This is a genomic window from Simplicispira sp. 125, from assembly GCF_003096555.1.
Taxonomy (GTDB): Bacteria; Pseudomonadota; Gammaproteobacteria; order Burkholderiales; family Burkholderiaceae_C; genus Simplicispira.
Genome location: NZ_QEKM01000001.1, coordinates 3212393 through 3229435, shown reverse-complemented (window position 1 = coordinate 3229435; position 17043 = coordinate 3212393). Strand labels below are relative to the sequence as shown.

Genomic DNA, 17043 nt, shown 5'->3' with positions numbered 1-17043 from the left:
CCCAGCCGCTAGAATTTGACCCAATATTGCCTTTTCGGAGACCCATACCATGTCGCATTCCAACACCAGCCACACGCCCGCCACATCGTCCGACGACCCGGTGGAGGCCATTGTGCAATACATCCCGGTGGTGTTGCCTGTGGTCGGCGGCATCATGATCTTTTTGCTGGCCATGATTGCCGTCACCATGGCCTGAATGGCGCTGCGGCCCCGCCGCTGCACCCCGTCGCCCCGCCCCTGCGGGGCTTTTCTTTTGGTGCAGCGCTGCGCCGCACGCGGCAAGACCGTTTTCTTGATCAAAGGAACCCATCATGCGCAACGGTCACGCCCTGGTACTGTTTTCTGGCGGCCAGGATTCCACCACCTGCCTGGCCTGGGCGCTGGAAAATTTCACCCATGTCGAAACGATAGGGTTTGACTACGGCCAACGCCACCATGTCGAACTGCAAGCGCGCCAGGAGGTACTGGCGGCGCTGCGCACGGACTTCCCGCACTGGCAGCAGCGCCTGGGCGAAGACCACATGATCGACCTGGCGGTGCTGGGCCAGATCAGCGAGACATCACTCACGCGCGCCACCGCCATCGAGATGGATGCCGCCGGCCTGCCCAATACCTTTGTACCGGGGCGCAACCTGCTGTTCTTCCAGCTGGCCGCCGCCGTGGGCTACCGGCGCGGGCTGCACACACTGGTGGGCGGCATGTGCGAGACCGATTACTCCGGCTACCCTGACTGCCGGGACGACACGCTCAAGGCGCTGCAGGTGGCGGTGTCGCTGGGCATGGGCCAGCGCTTCACCCTCGAAACACCGCTGATGTGGCTGGACAAGGCCCAAACCTGGGAGATGGCCCGCGCACTGGGCGGCGCGCCGCTGGTGAAGACCATTATTCGCCTCTCACACACCTGCTACCTGGGCGAACGCGGCCCGTTGCACCCCTGGGGCCACGGCTGCGGCCACTGCCCGGCCTGCACGCTGCGACGCAACGGCTTCGAGCGCTGGCAGGCAAGCACCTGAGCCGCCGCGCATTATTTGCCACGCATAACCTCATGCGTCTTTTGCATGAATCTTGCCCCTGTCTGACAGACAAGTGGGCAGCAGCTTCTTAAAATCGATGTCCCAGCCGACCCGCGGATTGCGTGACCTTGCCTCCACCCCCGTGGGGCCTTCCATGCAGCCGCCCGCCGACGGAGCACACCAGCCGTTTTCTCAAAGGCAGCGCTCAGCATTTGCACCAGCGCAGGCCTCGCAGTGACATCGTTCGTCCCCGCTTCCTTTGAAAAAACTGTTTTTAACTTAAGGAAGCTCCCGATGAACGCACCCACCATGCAGGGCCTGAATCTCAACGCCCCCGCTTACGTCAAAAACGCCCGGCTGCTCGCCTGGGTGGCCGACATGGCCGCCCTGTGCAAGCCCGACAGCATCTACTGGTGCGACGGCTCCAAGGAAGAATACGACCGCCTGTGCCAGCAGCTGGTCGACGCCGGCACCTTCAAGAAGCTCGACCCCGCCAAGCGCCCCGGCAGCTTTCTGGCCTGGTCCGACCCGTCGGACGTGGCCCGCGTGGAAGACCGCACCTATATCTGCTCGGAAAAGAAGGAAGACGCGGGCCCCACCAACAACTGGATGGCTCCAGCCGAAATGCGCGCCACGCTGCAGCCCCTGTTTGACGGCTGCATGAAGGGCCGCACCATGTACGTGGTGCCCTTCAGCATGGGCCCGCTGGGCAGCCACATCGCCCACATCGGCGTGGAGCTGACCGACAGCGCCTACGTGGCCGTGAACCAGCGCCTGATGACCCGCATGGGCAAGGCCGTGTACGACGTGCTGGGCGTGGAAGGCGAATTCGTGCCCTGCATGCACACCGTGGGCGCTCCACTGGCAGCGGGCGAGAAGGACACCACCACCTGGCCTTGCAACCCCACCGTCAAGTACATCGTGCATTACCCCGAAACGCGCGAGATCTGGTCGTACGGCTCGGGCTATGGCGGCAATGCCCTGCTGGGCAAGAAGTGCCTGGCCCTGCGCATTGCCTCCACCATGGGCCGCGACCAGGGTTGGCTGGCCGAGCACATGCTGATCCTGGGCGTGACCAACCCCCAAGGCAAGAAATACCACGTGGCCGCTGCCTTCCCCAGCGCCTGCGGCAAGACCAACTTCTCGATGCTGGTCCCGCCAGAGGCTGGTTTTGCCGGCTGGAAGGTCACCACCATTGGCGACGACATCGCCTGGGTCAAGCCCCATGCGGACGGCAAGATGTACGCCATCAACCCCGAAGCAGGTTATTTCGGCGTGGCACCTGGCACCAACATGCATACCAACCCGAACTGCATGCTGTCACTGAACCAGGACGTGATCTTCACCAACGTGGCCCTGACCGACGACGGCGACGTGTGGTGGGAAGGCATGGAAAAAGACACCGGCAAGCTGCCCGACCACCTGATCGACTGGAAGGGCCAAGACTGGACGCCGCAAATTGCCAAGGAAACCGGCGCCAAGGCGGCACACCCCAACTCGCGCTTCACGGTAGCTGCCACCAACAACCCAGCACTCGACCCGGCCTGGGACGACCCGGCTGGCGTGCCCATCGATGCGTTCATCTTCGGTGGCCGCCGCTCCACCACCGTGCCGCTGGTGACCGAGGCGCGCAACTGGCAGGACGGTGTTTACATGGCCGCCACCATGGGGTCAGAGACCACCGCAGCCGCCTTTGGTGCACAAGGCGTGGTGCGCCGCGACCCGTTCGCCATGTTGCCCTTCTGCGGCTACAACATGAGCGACTACTTTCAGCACTGGCTGGACATGGAGCACAAGCTCGAAAGCATGGGCCACACCCTGCCCAACATCTTCTGCGTGAACTGGTTCCGCAAGGGCGCCGACGGCAAATTTGTATGGCCCGGCTACGGCGAGAACATGCGCGTGCTCAAGTGGATGATCGACCGCATCGAAGGCCAAGTCGCAGGCCAGGAAACCATGTTCGGCATTGCTCCGCAATACAACGAGATCAACTGGACGGGGCTTGACTTCAGCGCTGCGCAGTTCGACACGGTCACCGCCATCGACAAGGCCGCATGGCTCGAAGAACTCAAGCTGCACGACGAACATTTCGCCAAGCTGGCTTACCACCTGCCCAAGGAACTGCTGGAAACGCGCGCAGCCATTGAGGCCCAGCTCGGCGCCTGATCCTTTGGACAGGACAGACCTGCCTCGGCAGGTCTGTAGTACACCAAGCCACCTGCGGGTGGCTTTTTTGTGTGCGTCAGAACGTGCTGGCCAGATCGAGCGCACGCACCCACAGCAGCGCGGGCACCGCGGCTGCTGCTGACAGCAACGTGGCGGCAATCGCCGCACGTCCACCCGGCACCGCTGCACGCCGCAGTTGACCCACGCTCAGGGCCAGGCAGGCCAGCCAAGCCAACGCAAGCAGTGTCAGCCGCGCCTGGGGCAACCACCCGAACACAATGCCCTCACTGCGCAGCTGCGTCAGCGTAAGCATGGACAGGCCCAGAAAGAGATTGGCCGCAGCCATGGGCACCAGGCCCAGCGACAGCACTTTCCAATCCAGCCGCGCCAGGTGCGCTGCCGCGGCAACGGCCAGGTGGGCACAGCCGCCTACCAGCACCGCACTGGCTGTGAGCCAGACCACGATGCCTGCGCCATCGAGCCAGGTGAAGACGTCGGACGCCTGCGGGTAGTGCGTCAGCACCCACCAGGGTGCATTGTCGGAAAGCGGCCAGAAAATATCGCGCTCCACCAGCCAAGTGGCGGCCCATTGTTTGGCACGCACAAAGCCCGGCGCCATGGTCCACTGAAACGCCCCCAGCGCAAAACCCAGCATGCCGTAGAACAGCAGCAGCGCCTCATAGCGCCCCACGTCGCCCGGCTGGCTGGCCACGATTTCGCTGCCGGGCCAGCGCCATTGCAAGGCCACGGCATCGCGGTGGCCGCTGCAACGACCGCAGGCATGGCATTGCGAAGCGCTGGCAAGCGCACCTACGTTGAGCAACGGCGGGCAATCCACCGCCGGGGTATTGGTCGGCCGCAGGTCCCATGCGGCGCGATCGACCTTGAAGTGCAGTGGCGCCAGGCGTGCCAGCAAGGCAAACACTCCCGTCACAGGACACAGGTAGCGGCACCATACACGCTTGCCCCGGCCATAAACGATGCCCACCGCAATCGCAGCCACCGTGGACCCTCCAAGAATCACCAGCACCGGACCGGGGTACTCGTACACGCTGATGAGCTGCCCATACAGCGTGGTGCCCAAAAATCCCACCAGGGGCCAGCCAGGCCAGCGCATCCAGCGCGGAATGGCGCGACCGCGTCCGGGCCGCCCGGCAAACTCACTCAAGGCACCCTCGGGGCACATCACCCCACACCAGAATCGCCCTACCAGCAGCATGGATGCGATAACGAACGGCCACCAGATACCCCAGAACGCGAACTGCGCAAAGCGCGTCAAGTGGTCCAACATGCGTGCGTCTTCGGGTGGCATGGGCAGAAATGCCGGTACCGCCACGAGCACGAAGTACAGCACCACGATGGACCATTGCACGAGCGCAATACGGCCCTTGTGGCGCGCCATCCCATCGCCCAGCCGAGCCAGCCGCGTGCGCGGCTGGGGACGGGGCGGTATGAAGTGCAGCGTGTGCGTACTCATGCGCAGGGCCGTAAAGCTGAGCGCCTGGACCACCCGTGCTGCGCGGCCATGACCACCCAAAAACCGAAGAAGACAACCACGTTGGCTGCCGCAGGCCGTGCACGGTAGCCAAACAGGTCGGCCAGCCACTTTCCCAAACCGCCGCCGTCATCCAGCCAGGTACTGGTATCCCAGAGTGGATCGGGGCCCGGTGGAATCCATTCCATGCCCACCAACCGATCGGTGCCCAGCACCAGCATGCCTGCGGCAAACAAAAGCAACAAACAGGCGCTGACGCGCAGTACCTGGTACTGCGGCAGCAGACGCAGACCCCGGGCGGCAGCCCACGCGGTGAAGGCGGCCAGCAGAAACCCTGCCGATGCTGAAGGCAGCAAAGCACTCCAGCCCGCTCCCGATGCCATGCCCTGCAGGAAGATGACGGTCTCGGCGCCTTCGCGCGCCACGGCGACAGCGGCAACGGCAGCAATGCCCCAGGCGCCCCGTTGTTCGGCCGCGCGATCCAGTGCGCCTTCCATCGCACGGCGAAGGCCACGTGCATGGCGCCGCATCCACAGCACCATGTGCGTCATCAGCACAGCGGCAAACAGAATCAGCGATGTCTGGAAGATCTCCTGGCCCTCGTCCGAAAGGCTGCCCAATGCACCCTGCATCACGGCGGCCAGCGCCAGTGCCAAGACCACTCCCGCGACCACACCGCCCCAGAGGCCGATACGCACGCGGCCACCGCGTCCTTCGGCCCAGGCGGCCAGAATACCAATGACCAGCATGGCTTCGAGGCTTTCACGCCAGACGATGACGAAGGCATTCAAGAGCATGCAAGGCCGTCCTGTTCAGCGGGCAACGATGCGGCCCTGGGCCGTATCGGGATGGAACTCACCAAAGAAACGGTAGCTTCCGGGCTTGAGCGGGGCAAACACCAGGAAGCTTTTGGCGCCGGGCGCTAGCACCTTCTCTTTCTTCAATTCCAGGCTTTCAAACTCTTCGGCGTCCGTGCCCGCGTTGTGCAGCACGAGCTTGAAGCGCGTCTGCGCTGGAACCACGATTTCCTCGGGATGGAACCGCCCATTTTTCATTTCCAGCGCAAAGGTGGGCAGCTCCTGCGCCCAGGCACTGCCCGCTGCCAAGAGCAGCCCCGCGGCAGAAAGAAGAAGGCGCAGATTCAGCGACATCAAAAGCCCACCCTTGCCCGCACACCCACCAATGCGATGCCTTTGCCGTCCGGGTTGGCCGCCGGGCGCGCAATGTACTGCAGGCTGGGCGTGATCTCGACATGGCCATTGAGGTGAATGCGGTAGTACAGCTCTCCAATGCGCTCCGACCCCTGCGCGGCATGGCCATAGGACGCAGTGTCGGCCGCCGAGGCCACGGCGTAGCGTCCACTGGTGCGCAGCATGCCCAGCGCCAGGCCCAAGCCGTCGGCGCCCCGCCCCCAGGATGACCCGTCGAGTTCACCCCCCAGCGTCAACACACGGTCAAAACGCACATTGCCTGAAGTTTGATGCCCGTAGCGGCCAAACAGCGTGAGAGAGTCGGTCACGCGCTGGTCAATAGACACACCCAGGCCACCATGGCGGGCCTCGCTGTCGTCGAAATTGGTGGCGCGCGCATTGCTCCAGGCATAGGCCCGGTAGGTGCCAGGCAAGGCATTGATGCGCGGCGAAACCCAAGCCTGTGCGATGACAAGCGGCTTGCCGTTGCTGCCGCTGAACGAGGCACCACTGCCCGCGCCAAACGCACCGACGGACACCCCCCAGGGCATCGCCTTGTCGCTGGTGTCTTCATAAGCGGCGATCGCTCCCGGCGCGAAACCAAAGCGGTCTGCCCCCACATCGCCACCAGAATCGAGCAATGGGTTGTGCACAAATACGTTGTTGGCAAAGCGGCGCGTTTCATCATCGGCAATGCTGTTCTGGTCAAAAAACACAAACGGGTCGATCTTGCCGACGGTGAATGTGGCCTTGCGCAGCACGTTGTGCTCGGTGAACGGCACTTCCAGTTGGTACCAGGCTTGCGCGACGGTGAACTGGGTGTCGTCTGGGTCGTTGCCACCAAAGGCTGTGCTGTTGGCGGTTCCGGTGTAGGTGGGTCGCAGCGCCAAACCATCGCCTTGGCCAAAGCGGGCGTGCACGTAGACCGTGCCTTTGTTCTTGCCAAACTCTCCACCCGGCAAGGTGACCGCCACATCACCCCGGTAGTTGCTGCGGCTGCGGCCCGTTGCAGGATCGGCCAGCGCGCCACGTCCCGCCTGTTGCACTGCCCCGGTCAGACTGCCCTCGACGCTGATGCCATCGAATGCGTCCAGTTTTTTAGCGGGAGCTTGCAGGGCCTGTTGCTGTGCCTCAACGGCCTTGAGGCGCGTTGCGAGTTCAGGCTCGTTCTCGCTGATGCGGTCGCTCTCCAATGCGCTGCGCAATTGCGTGTTTTGCGCCTCGAGGCGTTCGACGCGCTCGACCAGCGCCTTGATCTGCGCCATGAGTGCGTCGTTGTCCGCGGCCATCGCGCTCAAAGGTGCAATACCCAGGCACAGGGCAACGGCCAGCGCCGTACGGGCGGGCAAAGCGGGTCGCATGTTCAGTACCCGCCCTTCTTGCCGATGCCTGCGTAGGTGAAATCCCATTCCAGCTCGACGGCCTTGAACCAGGGGCGCACACCTGTGGCGCGGTCGGTGTGGCGCCCGTAATGCATGCCCATGGCGTTTTCCTTGGCGTTGGGCGGGTACACGGTGAATTTGACGTGGTACTTGCCCGGGCCTGCCAGCTTGACGTTGTCGCCATAGTGCGGGCCGTCGCTGGCCACCATGGGCATCATGTCTCCGCGGATGACCTCGCCCGACCCTTGCTTCGTCACTTCGTACTTGACCAGCAGGTACGGAATCCAGGCGCCTTCAGCGTAGCCATTGACGTTGCTGCCCAGCGCATGGATGTCGGCCTCGAGGTGAATGTCCGATTCCGACGCTTTGCGCATGTGTCCGTCCGGCTCCATTTCCACGGGCTGCAGGTAGACGGCGGCGACCTCCATGCCAGCCACGTTTTGGGGTGCGCCGATGGGGTATTCCAGCGCCAGTGCGGGCAGACTGAGGGCAAGAGCGCCAGTGAGAACCAGGGAGCGAAGCAGCATGCGGAAATCCTTTCTGGGAGTCTGGTGGCGGCCGTAAGCCGCACAAAACTATCAATGCAAATGAGAAGGAGTCGCATTATAAATACGTGTTTTTGGCTGTTTTTGCGCAAGATCAACTATTGGCACCGCCCATCGCATCCGCAAGAACACCGCCCCTCACCCCACCCGCCGTAGGCCCTTGGCGATTTCGCCATGGTGCCGGGGTACGATTCCCAGGCACGCACGCCCTTGCTCCTCCACGTCTTCGCCGCTGTCCATGAATAAAGCCCTGACCCTGTCCCTGGCCGCCGCCTTGGCCTCCCCCGTCTTCGCGGCCAGCCCCTCCCGGGGCGAGGCCCACTTCGTGCTGCTGCAGTCAAAGGATGTGCCTTTTGCCTCTGTCACGGTCAGCGGCACCTGCAAATCGGACGATGGCTCCTTCTTTGGGGGCAAGAAGATCGAAAGCGCCTGGTCGTGCACCACCGATGCCCAAGGCGTCTGCACGGCAGAAATCCCCTTGCTACCGCGCCCAGAGAGCGACCGCGCAAACCTGTGCCGGGGCACTACCGCCACGCTGGTCACCGAGCCGGGCGCCCCGGCAGCCAAGAGCAGTTACTTCACCTTCTTTGCCAATGGAGAGCCCCACAGCTACAACTTGCTGCAAAAAGGCACGTCCTGGAAACATGGGGACTACCTTTTCAAGTCGCTGGCCAACAAGGACAGCTTTGATGCCGTGGCCTACCGGCATGTGCCCGACTTTTACCGGGGGAAGATGGCCACCGAGGTGGATGCGTCTGGCCGCGCCACCAGTTTCAGCACGGCGCCGGCCCATGTGCCCGAAAGCAAGGATTACCCGAGCACCGAATACCTGCGAGCCAGCATCGACCCGAAGTCCCACCAGCCCTTGGTGCAGGTGGTGCTGACGGACACCTACATCGACTTCAGCTTTCGCCATCTGGCCAAGGCGACCTACCCTGGCGCCAGTGGCAGCCACACCGCCACGCTCCAGGGCCTGAGCCAGAACAGCATTTGTAACTTGCGTGACCTTTTTGAGCGCAAGTGCACCCACACGGAAACCGTGGCCTTTGACCTGGACCTGGCCACCGTGCGCCAGGCCGCTGCGGCGTATCGCCCGGGAGAACGCACGACCTGGCCCTTCCAGATCACCGCGAAATCCGGGCATGAGCGCAGCCTCTCACTCAGCAGCGCGGAATTCAGGGCCTTGGTGGATGCGCTGGACGGCCTTGCGGCCACAGGCCGGCCTTGATCGAAGGCCATTGCGCGCGTCTTGCATGCAGATCCAGCTTTTGTCTGACCTCCACCTGGAGGCCCACCCGCAGTTCAGGCCAGAACCTGTGTCCAATGCCGATGTACTGGTGCTGGCGGGCGACATTGGCTCCTACCAGGACGGCTCGTTACTCGAAGGAGCGCACTTTGGCCTGGAGCGCTTCTCACCCCTGCCCCAATGGGGGGCTTGGCCCACCCCCGTGGTTTTTGTGCCAGGCAACCATGAGTACGACATGCAGGACTTCGACGCGGCCCACGCACGCCTGCGCCGTACCTGCGACACCTTGGGCCTGCTGTGGCTGGAACGCGAGACCCTGGTGCTCGACGGGGTGCGTTTTGTGGGCACCACCTTGTGGAGCAACTTCGATTCCATCGCTGACCACAAGGGCTGCAGCGACCTGGCAGAGCGCTTGCGCATGCGCCAGAAGGCTTACCGCGCAGCCGATTTTTACCTCTCCAAAACGGGCTGCACGCGCAACGGCTTGCCCTGGCTGGCCGAAACGGTGCGCGCCCAGGCGCTGGAGTGCCACGAGTGGCTGTCCGCCACGCTGGCGCAGGCGTTTGACGGCCCCACGGTAGCCGTCACGCACTTTGCTCCGAGCCTGCGCAGCGCGGACCCGCGCTATGGCATGGCCGCTGGCACGGCCGGGTTTTGCAATGCCTACGACGATCTTTTGCCACATGCCCGGCTGTGGCTGCACGGTCACCTGCACGCGCCCAGCGACTACACCGCCCAGGGCCTGCGAGACGACGGCACGCCCTGGCAATGCCGCGTGGTGGCCAATCCCCTGGGTTACGCACGCAAGAACGAACAGTCCTTCTTCCAGCCACAGTGTTGCCTGGCCGTATGATGGGCGAGGCCTGGGAGCTTCCCAGATTCCCGTCCAACGTACTTCCTGGAGCATCGCATGAACATCTTGCTGGCTGTCGATGGCAGCGCTTACACAAAGAAAATGCTGGCCTATCTGGCCACCCATGATGACTTTCTGGGTTCGAACCACAGCTACACCGTGATCACCGTCCAGGCAGCGTTACCGCCGCGCGCGCGCGCGGCTGTTGGCAAAGAGGTGGTGGACCAGTATTACGCCGACGAAGGCGACAAGGTGATGGGCCCGGTCTGCAAATTTCTGGAGCGCCATGGTGTGGCGCCCAAGCGCATTCTGAAGGTGGGAGCGGTGGGTGAAACCATCGGCAAGGTCGCCGACACAGGCAAATTTGACCTGCTGGTGATGGGCTCGCACGGCCACGGCGCCTTGGCCACGCTGGTCATGGGCTCAGTCACCACACAGGTGCTGGCCAACAGCAAGGTGCCGGTGCTCATCGTGCGCTGAACCCTTTCACTCCCGTCCAGCCCTGCCTCGGCAGGGTTTTTTTGCGCCCGAAAATTACCGGATAGTTTTCACATAACCTATAGGTTTACTTTATTACTGATTGGTTATACATTTCGCGAACGCCCATCCTGGCGTTCTGTTTCCATCCCACACCAGAGGAACGACCCATGAAGAAGACTTTGATTGCATTGGCTCTGACTGCCGGCGCCACGTTCACCACCATGGCGCAAGACATCGTTGACACCGCCGTAAAGGCAGGCAACTTCAACACCTTGGTGGCTGCAGTTCAAGCGGCTGGCCTGGTGGATACGCTCAAGGGACCGGGCCCGTTCACGGTATTTGCCCCCACCGATGAAGCGTTCGCAAAGATCCCCAAGGCCACGCTCGACGGTCTGTTGGCCGACAAGGCTGCACTGACCAAGGTCCTGACGTACCACGTCGTACCCGGCAAAGTCATGGCCAAGGACGTGAAGGCTGGCAAGGTCAAGACCGTCGAGGGACAGGAGCTGACGGTTTCTACCAACATGGGCGTGATGGTGGACCAGTCCAAGGTGGTCGCCACCGACGTTGCCGCAAGCAACGGTGTGATCCATGCGATCGACACCGTGCTGATGCCCCAATGAACCGGGCCACATAGCGTTCAGTGATTGCACCCTTCATAACCCCCCAAGGAGAATCCGCCATGAACACCGTGTTCAACCGCCGTTCCGTCCTGATCGCTGCCGCTGTGGGCGCCAGCACCACCTTGCTGCAAGCCTGTGGCGGCGGCGATGACGAGCCGCAGCGCAATATCGTCGAGGTGGCGCAAAACACGCCCGACCTCAGCATCCTCGTCGAAGCCGTGGTCGCTGCCGGTCTGGCCCCCACACTGAGCACGGAGAAACTCACGGTTTTTGCACCGACCAATGCGGCTTTCGCAGCGCTGCTCGCCGAACTGGGTGTGACCAAAGAAGCCCTATTGGCCGACAAAGCCTTGTTGACGGCCGTGCTGACGTACCACGTGCTGGGCAGCAATGTGCCACTTGCCAATGTGCCCGTGGGCAAGGCCATCAGTCCTTTGGCCGGCGGATTCTTCAAAATCGAGTCGTTGGGGGGTCTGAAGATCACCGATGGGCGCAACCGCGTCGGCAACATCACCGCCACCGACATCCAGGCCAGCAACGGCGTTGTGCATCTGGTGGACCGCGTGCTGCTGCCTGCCAACAAGGATATTGTGGCGACAGCGCAGTCTTTGCCCGACTTCAGCATCCTCGTTGAGGCAGTGGTGGCGGCGGGTCTGGTGGAAACTTTGCAGAGTGCAGGGCCGTTCACCGTTTTTGCCCCCACCAACGCAGCTTTCGCAGCGCTGCTGGGCGAGCTGGGCGTGGGCAAGGACGCTCTGCTGGCCGACAAGGCGTTGCTGACGAAGGTGCTGACCTACCACGTGGTGGGTTCCCGTGTGCTCAAAGCCGAGGTGCCAGTGGGCTCCGCCATTGCCACGGTGCAGGGCCAGACCTTCATGGTCGATGCCAGTCTGAAGATCACCGACCAAAAGCAGCGCGTCACCGGCATCGTTACCACCGATGTATTCACAAGTAACGGGGTGATCCACGTGGTGGATCGGGTGTTGCTGCCCGCCTGAGCAGGCAGCTCGGACGATAAAAGCAAAGGCGCCCGCATCTGCGGGCGCTTTTTTAGCGTGCGTTCAATCCGTCGAAACAGGTGCGCAGCACCAAATCGATGATCTCTGCGTCCTGGTACAGACCGCTCTCCTTGAGAAAACCCACGACCGGATCGCAGGCGCGCGCGTACAAGGTGTAGAGCACCACCAGCGGCGGCAGGGTGGGTTCAATGACGCCCTCGGCCTGCGCCTGGACGATCCACTCACCCAAAGTGTCGCTGAGCAGAATCACACCGTCCGCATATTCTTTGTTGGACATGAGCACACTGCGCAGCGTGGAGTTGCTGCTGGGCAGCAGCGGCATTTCGTGGGCCAGCAGGCGCTCAAGCGACCAACGCACCACTGCGCGCAGTTTTTCCACGACGGGCAGGCCAGGGTCGAGGGTGGCCAGGTAAGCGCGCACCAGGTGCAGCACTTCCACCATGGCGGCGCAGCACAGGTCTTCCTTGCTGCCGAAATGCTTGTACAGGCTGGCCTTGGCAATGCCCACGCCATTGGCCACATCGTCCATAGTCATGGCATCAAACGACTTGGCACCCAGCAGGTCGCAGGCGGTCTGCAAAATGGCGCGTTCGCGCGCCTGGTGCATTTGCTCCTTGAAGGAAATTTTGGTGGGCTGGGTCGACATACCCGCCATCTTATGCATTACAGTTTAAAAATGGTTGGTGCAGTTGTTTCGTAACCACGGCGTTCAGGGTTTTCACTCTCATGAAGCAACCAGCGACTGCGCCGCCGTTTCCGTCAGGGCCAAGGTCAGAGCGTCGAGCACCTCGGACTCCAAATTCCAGCAGTGCCAATACAACTGGATGAACAGCACCTGTCCCGGGGCCATGTTGACCAGGCTGCCGTCCGCCAGTTTGTCGCGCACCAACAGTTCCGGCAGTACACCCACGGCCCACCCGGCTGAAACAGCATGCATCTGTCCTTCGGAGCTGGGGACAAACAGGTGGTTCAGGGCCACCCGCTTCAGGCCGAAAGCCCGGGACACAAATTCCACCGCCATGTCGTCCTTGCGGTTGAACGAAAGGTAGGGCACCGTGCGAAAGTTGTGCGCCGTGAGGCCACCGGGCAGGTGCTTTTGCTCAAACGCGGGCGAAGCCACAGCCACATAGCGCATGGCGCCCAGCGGCACCATTTTGCAGCCGCGCAAGGCCTGCTTGAGCGTGGTGACGCAGCCCAGCACCTGGCCCGAGCGCAGCCATTCCTGGGTGAAATCCTGGTCGTCCACAATGATTTCCAGGGGCAGGCGCTGGTGCACCAGGTCTTGCAGCGCGCCCAGCGCCCAGGTGGCAATGCTGTCGGCATTGATGGCAATGGAGATGCGCTCGTCTTCCCGCCCGCCCCCCGGCGCACTGGGTGCCAGTTCCTGCAGGTCACGCTCCAGGTCGGCGCGCAGCAGGCGCATCTGCTTGGTGTGCTTGAGCAGTAACTGCCCCGCCGACGTGGGCCGCAGCGGCCTGCTGCGCACGATCAGCACCGACCCTACCTGTGCCTCCAGCGCCCGCAGCCGCTGCGAGACGGCGGACTGCGTGACATTCAGGCGCTGGGCGGCACGCTCGAAGCCCCCTTCCTCGATGATGGCGGCAAGGCATTCCAGAGCGGCAGGGTCGTAAGAACTCATGGTGTAAGAGGCGTTTGAAGGAATGGGACGCGGCAAACCATATTAGCCACACTGATGTATTCAGGCAGAGTTTAATTTTGCTTTTATTGGAATGCAATCTTGCGTGCCCTGTCCGCCCTGAAAGGCATCGCTTTCGGCGCCTGAACGTCGGCACCAGCGCGGCGCACAGCCCCTCTGCGGCCAGAAAGTGCTGCGCCCGCCGCATGCCAGCATAGCTATCAATACAATAGCTATCAGCGCAATACAGCAAAGCGCCAGAGGCCTAAAACACTAAGATTTTGACAGCGCCGCCATCGTTGGGGCCTGCGGCTCGTCCAGTGCGCCGTTTCTGCGCACCCTGGGTGGGAACACGTGCCAATGCGCCCCGAGGCCGCCCACTGCAGGGCTGCTCACGCAGCATGCGCTAGGGCATTACCGCAGCCGGACCAGGCTGCGGATCGCCGTTCTTATTGTTTGCGCTGCACGATCAGGTTGCGCTTGGCGTCTTCCGGGTAGGCAAAAGTGATGGCCCCGCCCTGCACCTTGCCCATGACCAGCATGTTCTGGGTGATGGCATCCTTGTCGTTGCGGCTGAACGGCTTTTCGTAGGTGGCCACCACGCCGTAATACACACGCGGAATATTCTCCAGCGCGGTCTTGATCGAGGGGCCGTCGATCTTGCCGCTGCGGATACCGAACAGCGAATGGATCAACAGGTAGGTGGTGTCATAGCCCTGGGCTGCCGCCATGGGCACGGCCATGCGCTTGCCATTCTTGCGCGTGAAAGCGCTCAAAAAGGCGGCGCGCCGCTCGTTGCTGGGCTCGGCAATGAAGGTCTGCGCCATCAGCGCGCCATCGGCCGCGTCCTTGCCCCCCTCGATGAAGAACGGGAACGACAGCGGCCAGGCCCCAACCTGGGGCACTTTCCAGCCCAGGTCCTTGCGGCCATTGGCAATGACAGCGTTTTCCTGGCCCACGGTGTAGCTGAAGATCACATTGGCACCCGCATCGCGCGCGGCCTTGAGTTCTTCGCGCAGATCGGCCACGCCCAGGGGGAAGCGCGTCACGTGCACTGCCTTGAGCTTGCGCGCCTGCAGCGCAGCCTCCACGTCCTTGAGCCCGGCTTCGCCATAGCCGGTGGTGTCGGCAAAAATCGCCACCTTAGTCCAGCCGCGCTTGACGATATCGTCCACAACGAATGGTGCCTGAATGCTGTCGCGTGCCGAGGTGCGGAAGATGTAGCTCTCGGGCGCCGGGAACTTGGCCGTGATCGGCGTGCCGGTGGCGCAGGGCACGATGAGCGGAATCTTGGCGTTCTGGAACACATCGAGGGATTTTTGCGCCACCCCCGTGTTGCAAAAGCCAATGGTGGCCACGACACCCTGTGCAGCCAACTCTTGCGAAGCGGTCAAACCCGTCTGTGGGTCGCCCCGGTCGTCCTTGATGACCAGTTGCAGGGGCCGCCCCACGTAGCCGCCTACGGCATTGATCTCCTCCACCGCCAATTCAATGCCTTGCAGCATGGGCTTGCCGAAGTCGGACGACGGGCCGGTGAACGGGCCAATCACGCCCACCCGTACGACGTTGCCTTCCTGGGCGTGCAACAACGGCGTTGCGACCAAAGTCAAGGCGCCAGCAGCGATGGCCAGCCATGCGGGTATCCGTCTCATGGGGAGTGCTCCTTCCAGGAAAGGGCGCAGCATAGCCCCTGCCGCAAGGGCCACGGCCCCACACTTTCCCTGCCGCAGGGCGTGCCGTCAGTCGTTCGTCAGGCCTGTGGTGGGCCGGGAGGGCGGGCCATACGGTTGCGGAGCGCCCCATAAACTACATTTTTCATAGCTGCTAGCGCTTTATTCATAAGCGTCAGAGGCATTTTTGCCATTATTTTTTACCGCTTCCGGCAGCCCGGCGTTCAACAGCCGGGTGTCCATCCAGCGCAGCAGATCGCGCCACATGGAGCGCACCTCGGCGTCACGCGGCATGCGCAGCGCATGGTCGAGCTCGATGGTGACGACGGGCATGCCCTGCTGCACGCCGCCGTAATGCCCTAGTGATCCGGGGAAGACACCCACCCGGTCCAGGCGCAAGTGCCCCAGACGCAAGGGCGGCTCGTGCGGGCCGTCAAAATCGAGCACGCCATAGGGGGCATGGATGCTGACGACCAATTGCGGGCGGAACTGGGCCATCTGCTCGTGCAGGAAACGCGACTCCGGCTCGGACAGCGGCGCAGGCCCCGGCCAGCGCCGGGGATCTTTGCGGGTGCGTTGTTCCCAGTAGTGCGGGGCATCGCGCTCCCAGCCCGGGGTGTTGAAGTTGCGGTTCAGGTCCACACCCCGGGCATTCACGCGGGTGGGGCGGCGCGCCAGCAGGCCGTCGGGGTTGAGCACCGGGATGAAGCGCCAGTGCACGGGCTGTGGCGCCTTCTCGGCAAGTCCAATCCAGTGCAGCGCCAGCGAGGCCGAGGTCAGTTCATCCCCATGCATGGCCCCCACCACCAACACCCGCAAGGGCGTAACGGTGGCGCCCGGCATGGCGCCTTGCGGCAACACATCACGCCAGTACAGCGGCCGCCCTTGCCGCGATACGCTGCCACTGGGCACCAGTCGCGCGTCCTGGCACAGGGCGCGCGCCACGCCGGGCAGACGCGCCAAGAACAGGTCACAGGCACCCGGCTGCGGGCTGGCCTGCAAGGGAGGACGGCGCCACTCAGAAGCGCTGGGGTGTGACAGGGGCATGAGCGCCGCGGCAACGCACAGCAGCGCCTTCAGAACAGAAATCAGGGGTGTGGGCATGGGAACGGTCGCTGGAGCAGCGCGCATCTCCCCGCAGCAGCAGGGTTTGGGCACCGGGGCGATAATAGCCCGCCCCATTCTTCCCTTCACGTGCACCGTTCTTCCCAGCCTCTCCCCCCCAGTTTTTCCGCACGCGAGTTCCGCGATGCCCTGGGAATGTTTGCCACAGGTGTGACCATCGTGACGGCCCGCAGCGCCGCGGGCGACCTGGTGGGCCTGACGGCAAGTTCGTTCAACTCGGTCTCTCTCACGCCACCGCTGGTGCTGTGGAGCCTGTCGCGCAGCGCAGCCTCCATGGGGGTGCTGGCCACCGGCTCGCACTACGCCATCAATGTGCTGGCCGCCGATCAGAAGGAACTGGCCGAACGTTTTGCCCAACGGGGGGTCGACCGGTGGGCCGGTGTCAAGCACCGGCCGGGGGTGAACCATGCGCCGCTGTTGGAGGGCGCCGTGGCAACGTTCGAGTGCTTCAACCGCAGCCGCTACGACGAAGGCGACCATGTGATCTTTGTCGGTGAGGTCGAGCGCTGCAGCCACCACGTGGGCGCCGCGCCGCTGCTTTACCACGGCGGGCGCTTTTATACGGAGCATCCGCTCTGACCCCAAAAAAACGGGGCCAAG

General features: G+C 63.2%; 18 protein-coding genes. 9 read left to right on the top strand and 9 right to left on the bottom strand.

Annotated features, from left to right (window positions below):
- Positions 1-49: 49 nt before the first annotated feature.
- From C8D04_RS18750 to C8D04_RS15075, 3 genes are all read left to right on the top strand, one after another.
- Positions 50-196 carry a hypothetical protein gene (locus C8D04_RS18750; protein WP_165829139.1) on the top strand — a complete coding sequence of 49 codons (147 nt, stop codon included), beginning with the start codon at positions 50-52 and terminating at the stop codon, positions 194-196.
- 115 nt (positions 197-311) lie between these two features.
- Positions 312-1013: a 7-cyano-7-deazaguanine synthase QueC gene (queC, locus tag C8D04_RS15080; protein WP_116005592.1), complete on the top strand. Its 702-nt coding sequence runs from the start codon at positions 312-314 to the stop codon at positions 1011-1013.
- A gap of 294 nt (positions 1014-1307) precedes the next feature.
- Entirely contained in the window at positions 1308-3179 is a 1872-nt protein-coding gene (locus C8D04_RS15075) for a phosphoenolpyruvate carboxykinase (GTP) (protein WP_116005591.1), read from the top strand.
- A gap of 76 nt (positions 3180-3255) precedes the next feature.
- On the opposite strand, the gene C8D04_RS15070 is transcribed toward C8D04_RS15075, so the two are convergent.
- Genes C8D04_RS15070 through C8D04_RS15050 form a run of 5 tightly spaced genes read right to left on the bottom strand, consistent with a single transcriptional unit; the run spans position 3256 to position 7773 of the window.
- A complete protein-coding gene (locus tag C8D04_RS15070) occupies positions 3256-4656 on the bottom strand; it encodes a 4Fe-4S binding protein (RefSeq protein ID WP_116006213.1) in 1401 nt (466 codons plus the stop codon).
- On the bottom strand, positions 4653-5471 hold the full coding sequence (locus tag C8D04_RS15065) for an FTR1 family protein (protein WP_116005590.1): 819 nt from the start codon (positions 5469-5471) through the stop codon (positions 4653-4655). The genes C8D04_RS15070 and C8D04_RS15065 overlap by 4 nt, the downstream gene beginning before the upstream one ends.
- Before the next feature lie 15 nt (positions 5472-5486).
- On the bottom strand, positions 5487-5825 hold the full coding sequence (locus tag C8D04_RS15060; RefSeq protein ID WP_116005589.1) for a cupredoxin domain-containing protein: 339 nt from the start codon (positions 5823-5825) through the stop codon (positions 5487-5489).
- A complete protein-coding gene (locus C8D04_RS15055) occupies positions 5825-7225 on the bottom strand; it encodes a carbohydrate porin (RefSeq protein ID WP_116005588.1) in 1401 nt (466 codons plus the stop codon). The genes C8D04_RS15060 and C8D04_RS15055 overlap by 1 nt, the downstream gene beginning before the upstream one ends.
- A gap of 2 nt (positions 7226-7227) precedes the next feature.
- Entirely contained in the window at positions 7228-7773 is a 546-nt protein-coding gene (locus C8D04_RS15050) for an iron transporter (RefSeq protein ID WP_116005587.1), read from the bottom strand.
- Positions 7774-8029: 256 nt separating this feature from the next.
- Here C8D04_RS15050 and C8D04_RS15045 point away from each other — a divergent pair, with 256 nt between their 5' ends.
- From C8D04_RS15045 to C8D04_RS15025, 5 genes are all read left to right on the top strand, one after another.
- Positions 8030-9019: a hypothetical protein gene (locus tag C8D04_RS15045; RefSeq protein ID WP_116005586.1), complete on the top strand. Its 990-nt coding sequence runs from the start codon at positions 8030-8032 to the stop codon at positions 9017-9019.
- A 25-nt stretch (positions 9020-9044) separates the two neighbouring features.
- Complete coding sequence (locus tag C8D04_RS15040) at positions 9045-9890, top strand: metallophosphoesterase (RefSeq protein WP_116005585.1); 846 nt, start codon at positions 9045-9047, stop codon at positions 9888-9890.
- 57 nt (positions 9891-9947) lie between these two features.
- Positions 9948-10370, top strand: a complete 423-nt coding sequence (locus tag C8D04_RS15035; protein WP_116005584.1) for a universal stress protein — start codon at positions 9948-9950, stop codon at positions 10368-10370.
- A 167-nt stretch (positions 10371-10537) separates the two neighbouring features.
- Positions 10538-10993: a fasciclin domain-containing protein gene (locus tag C8D04_RS15030; protein ID WP_116005583.1), complete on the top strand. Its 456-nt coding sequence runs from the start codon at positions 10538-10540 to the stop codon at positions 10991-10993.
- Positions 10994-11052: 59 nt separating this feature from the next.
- The gene (locus tag C8D04_RS15025) at positions 11053-11991 is read left to right on the top strand and encodes a fasciclin domain-containing protein (protein WP_116005582.1); all 939 of its coding nucleotides are present in this window, start codon (positions 11053-11055) and stop codon (positions 11989-11991) included.
- Positions 11992-12043: 52 nt separating this feature from the next.
- On the opposite strand, the gene C8D04_RS15020 is transcribed toward C8D04_RS15025, so the two are convergent.
- The 4 genes from C8D04_RS15020 to C8D04_RS15005 all read right to left on the bottom strand — a co-directional run bounded on the left by C8D04_RS15020 (position 12044) and on the right by C8D04_RS15005 (position 16422).
- On the bottom strand, positions 12044-12658 hold the full coding sequence (locus tag C8D04_RS15020; RefSeq protein WP_116005581.1) for a TetR/AcrR family transcriptional regulator: 615 nt from the start codon (positions 12656-12658) through the stop codon (positions 12044-12046).
- A gap of 78 nt (positions 12659-12736) precedes the next feature.
- On the bottom strand, positions 12737-13651 hold the full coding sequence (locus C8D04_RS15015) for a LysR family transcriptional regulator ArgP (protein ID WP_116005580.1): 915 nt from the start codon (positions 13649-13651) through the stop codon (positions 12737-12739).
- Between the two features lie 446 nt (positions 13652-14097).
- A complete protein-coding gene (locus tag C8D04_RS15010; protein WP_116005579.1) occupies positions 14098-15300 on the bottom strand; it encodes an ABC transporter substrate-binding protein in 1203 nt (400 codons plus the stop codon).
- A 180-nt stretch (positions 15301-15480) separates the two neighbouring features.
- A complete protein-coding gene (locus C8D04_RS15005; protein WP_233521189.1) occupies positions 15481-16422 on the bottom strand; it encodes a M14 family zinc carboxypeptidase in 942 nt (313 codons plus the stop codon).
- 156 nt (positions 16423-16578) lie between these two features.
- On the opposite strand from C8D04_RS15005, the gene C8D04_RS15000 reads away from it, so the two are divergent.
- The gene (locus tag C8D04_RS15000; protein WP_116005577.1) at positions 16579-17022 is read left to right on the top strand and encodes a flavin reductase family protein; all 444 of its coding nucleotides are present in this window, start codon (positions 16579-16581) and stop codon (positions 17020-17022) included.
- The last annotated feature ends 21 nt before the right edge of the window (positions 17023-17043 follow it).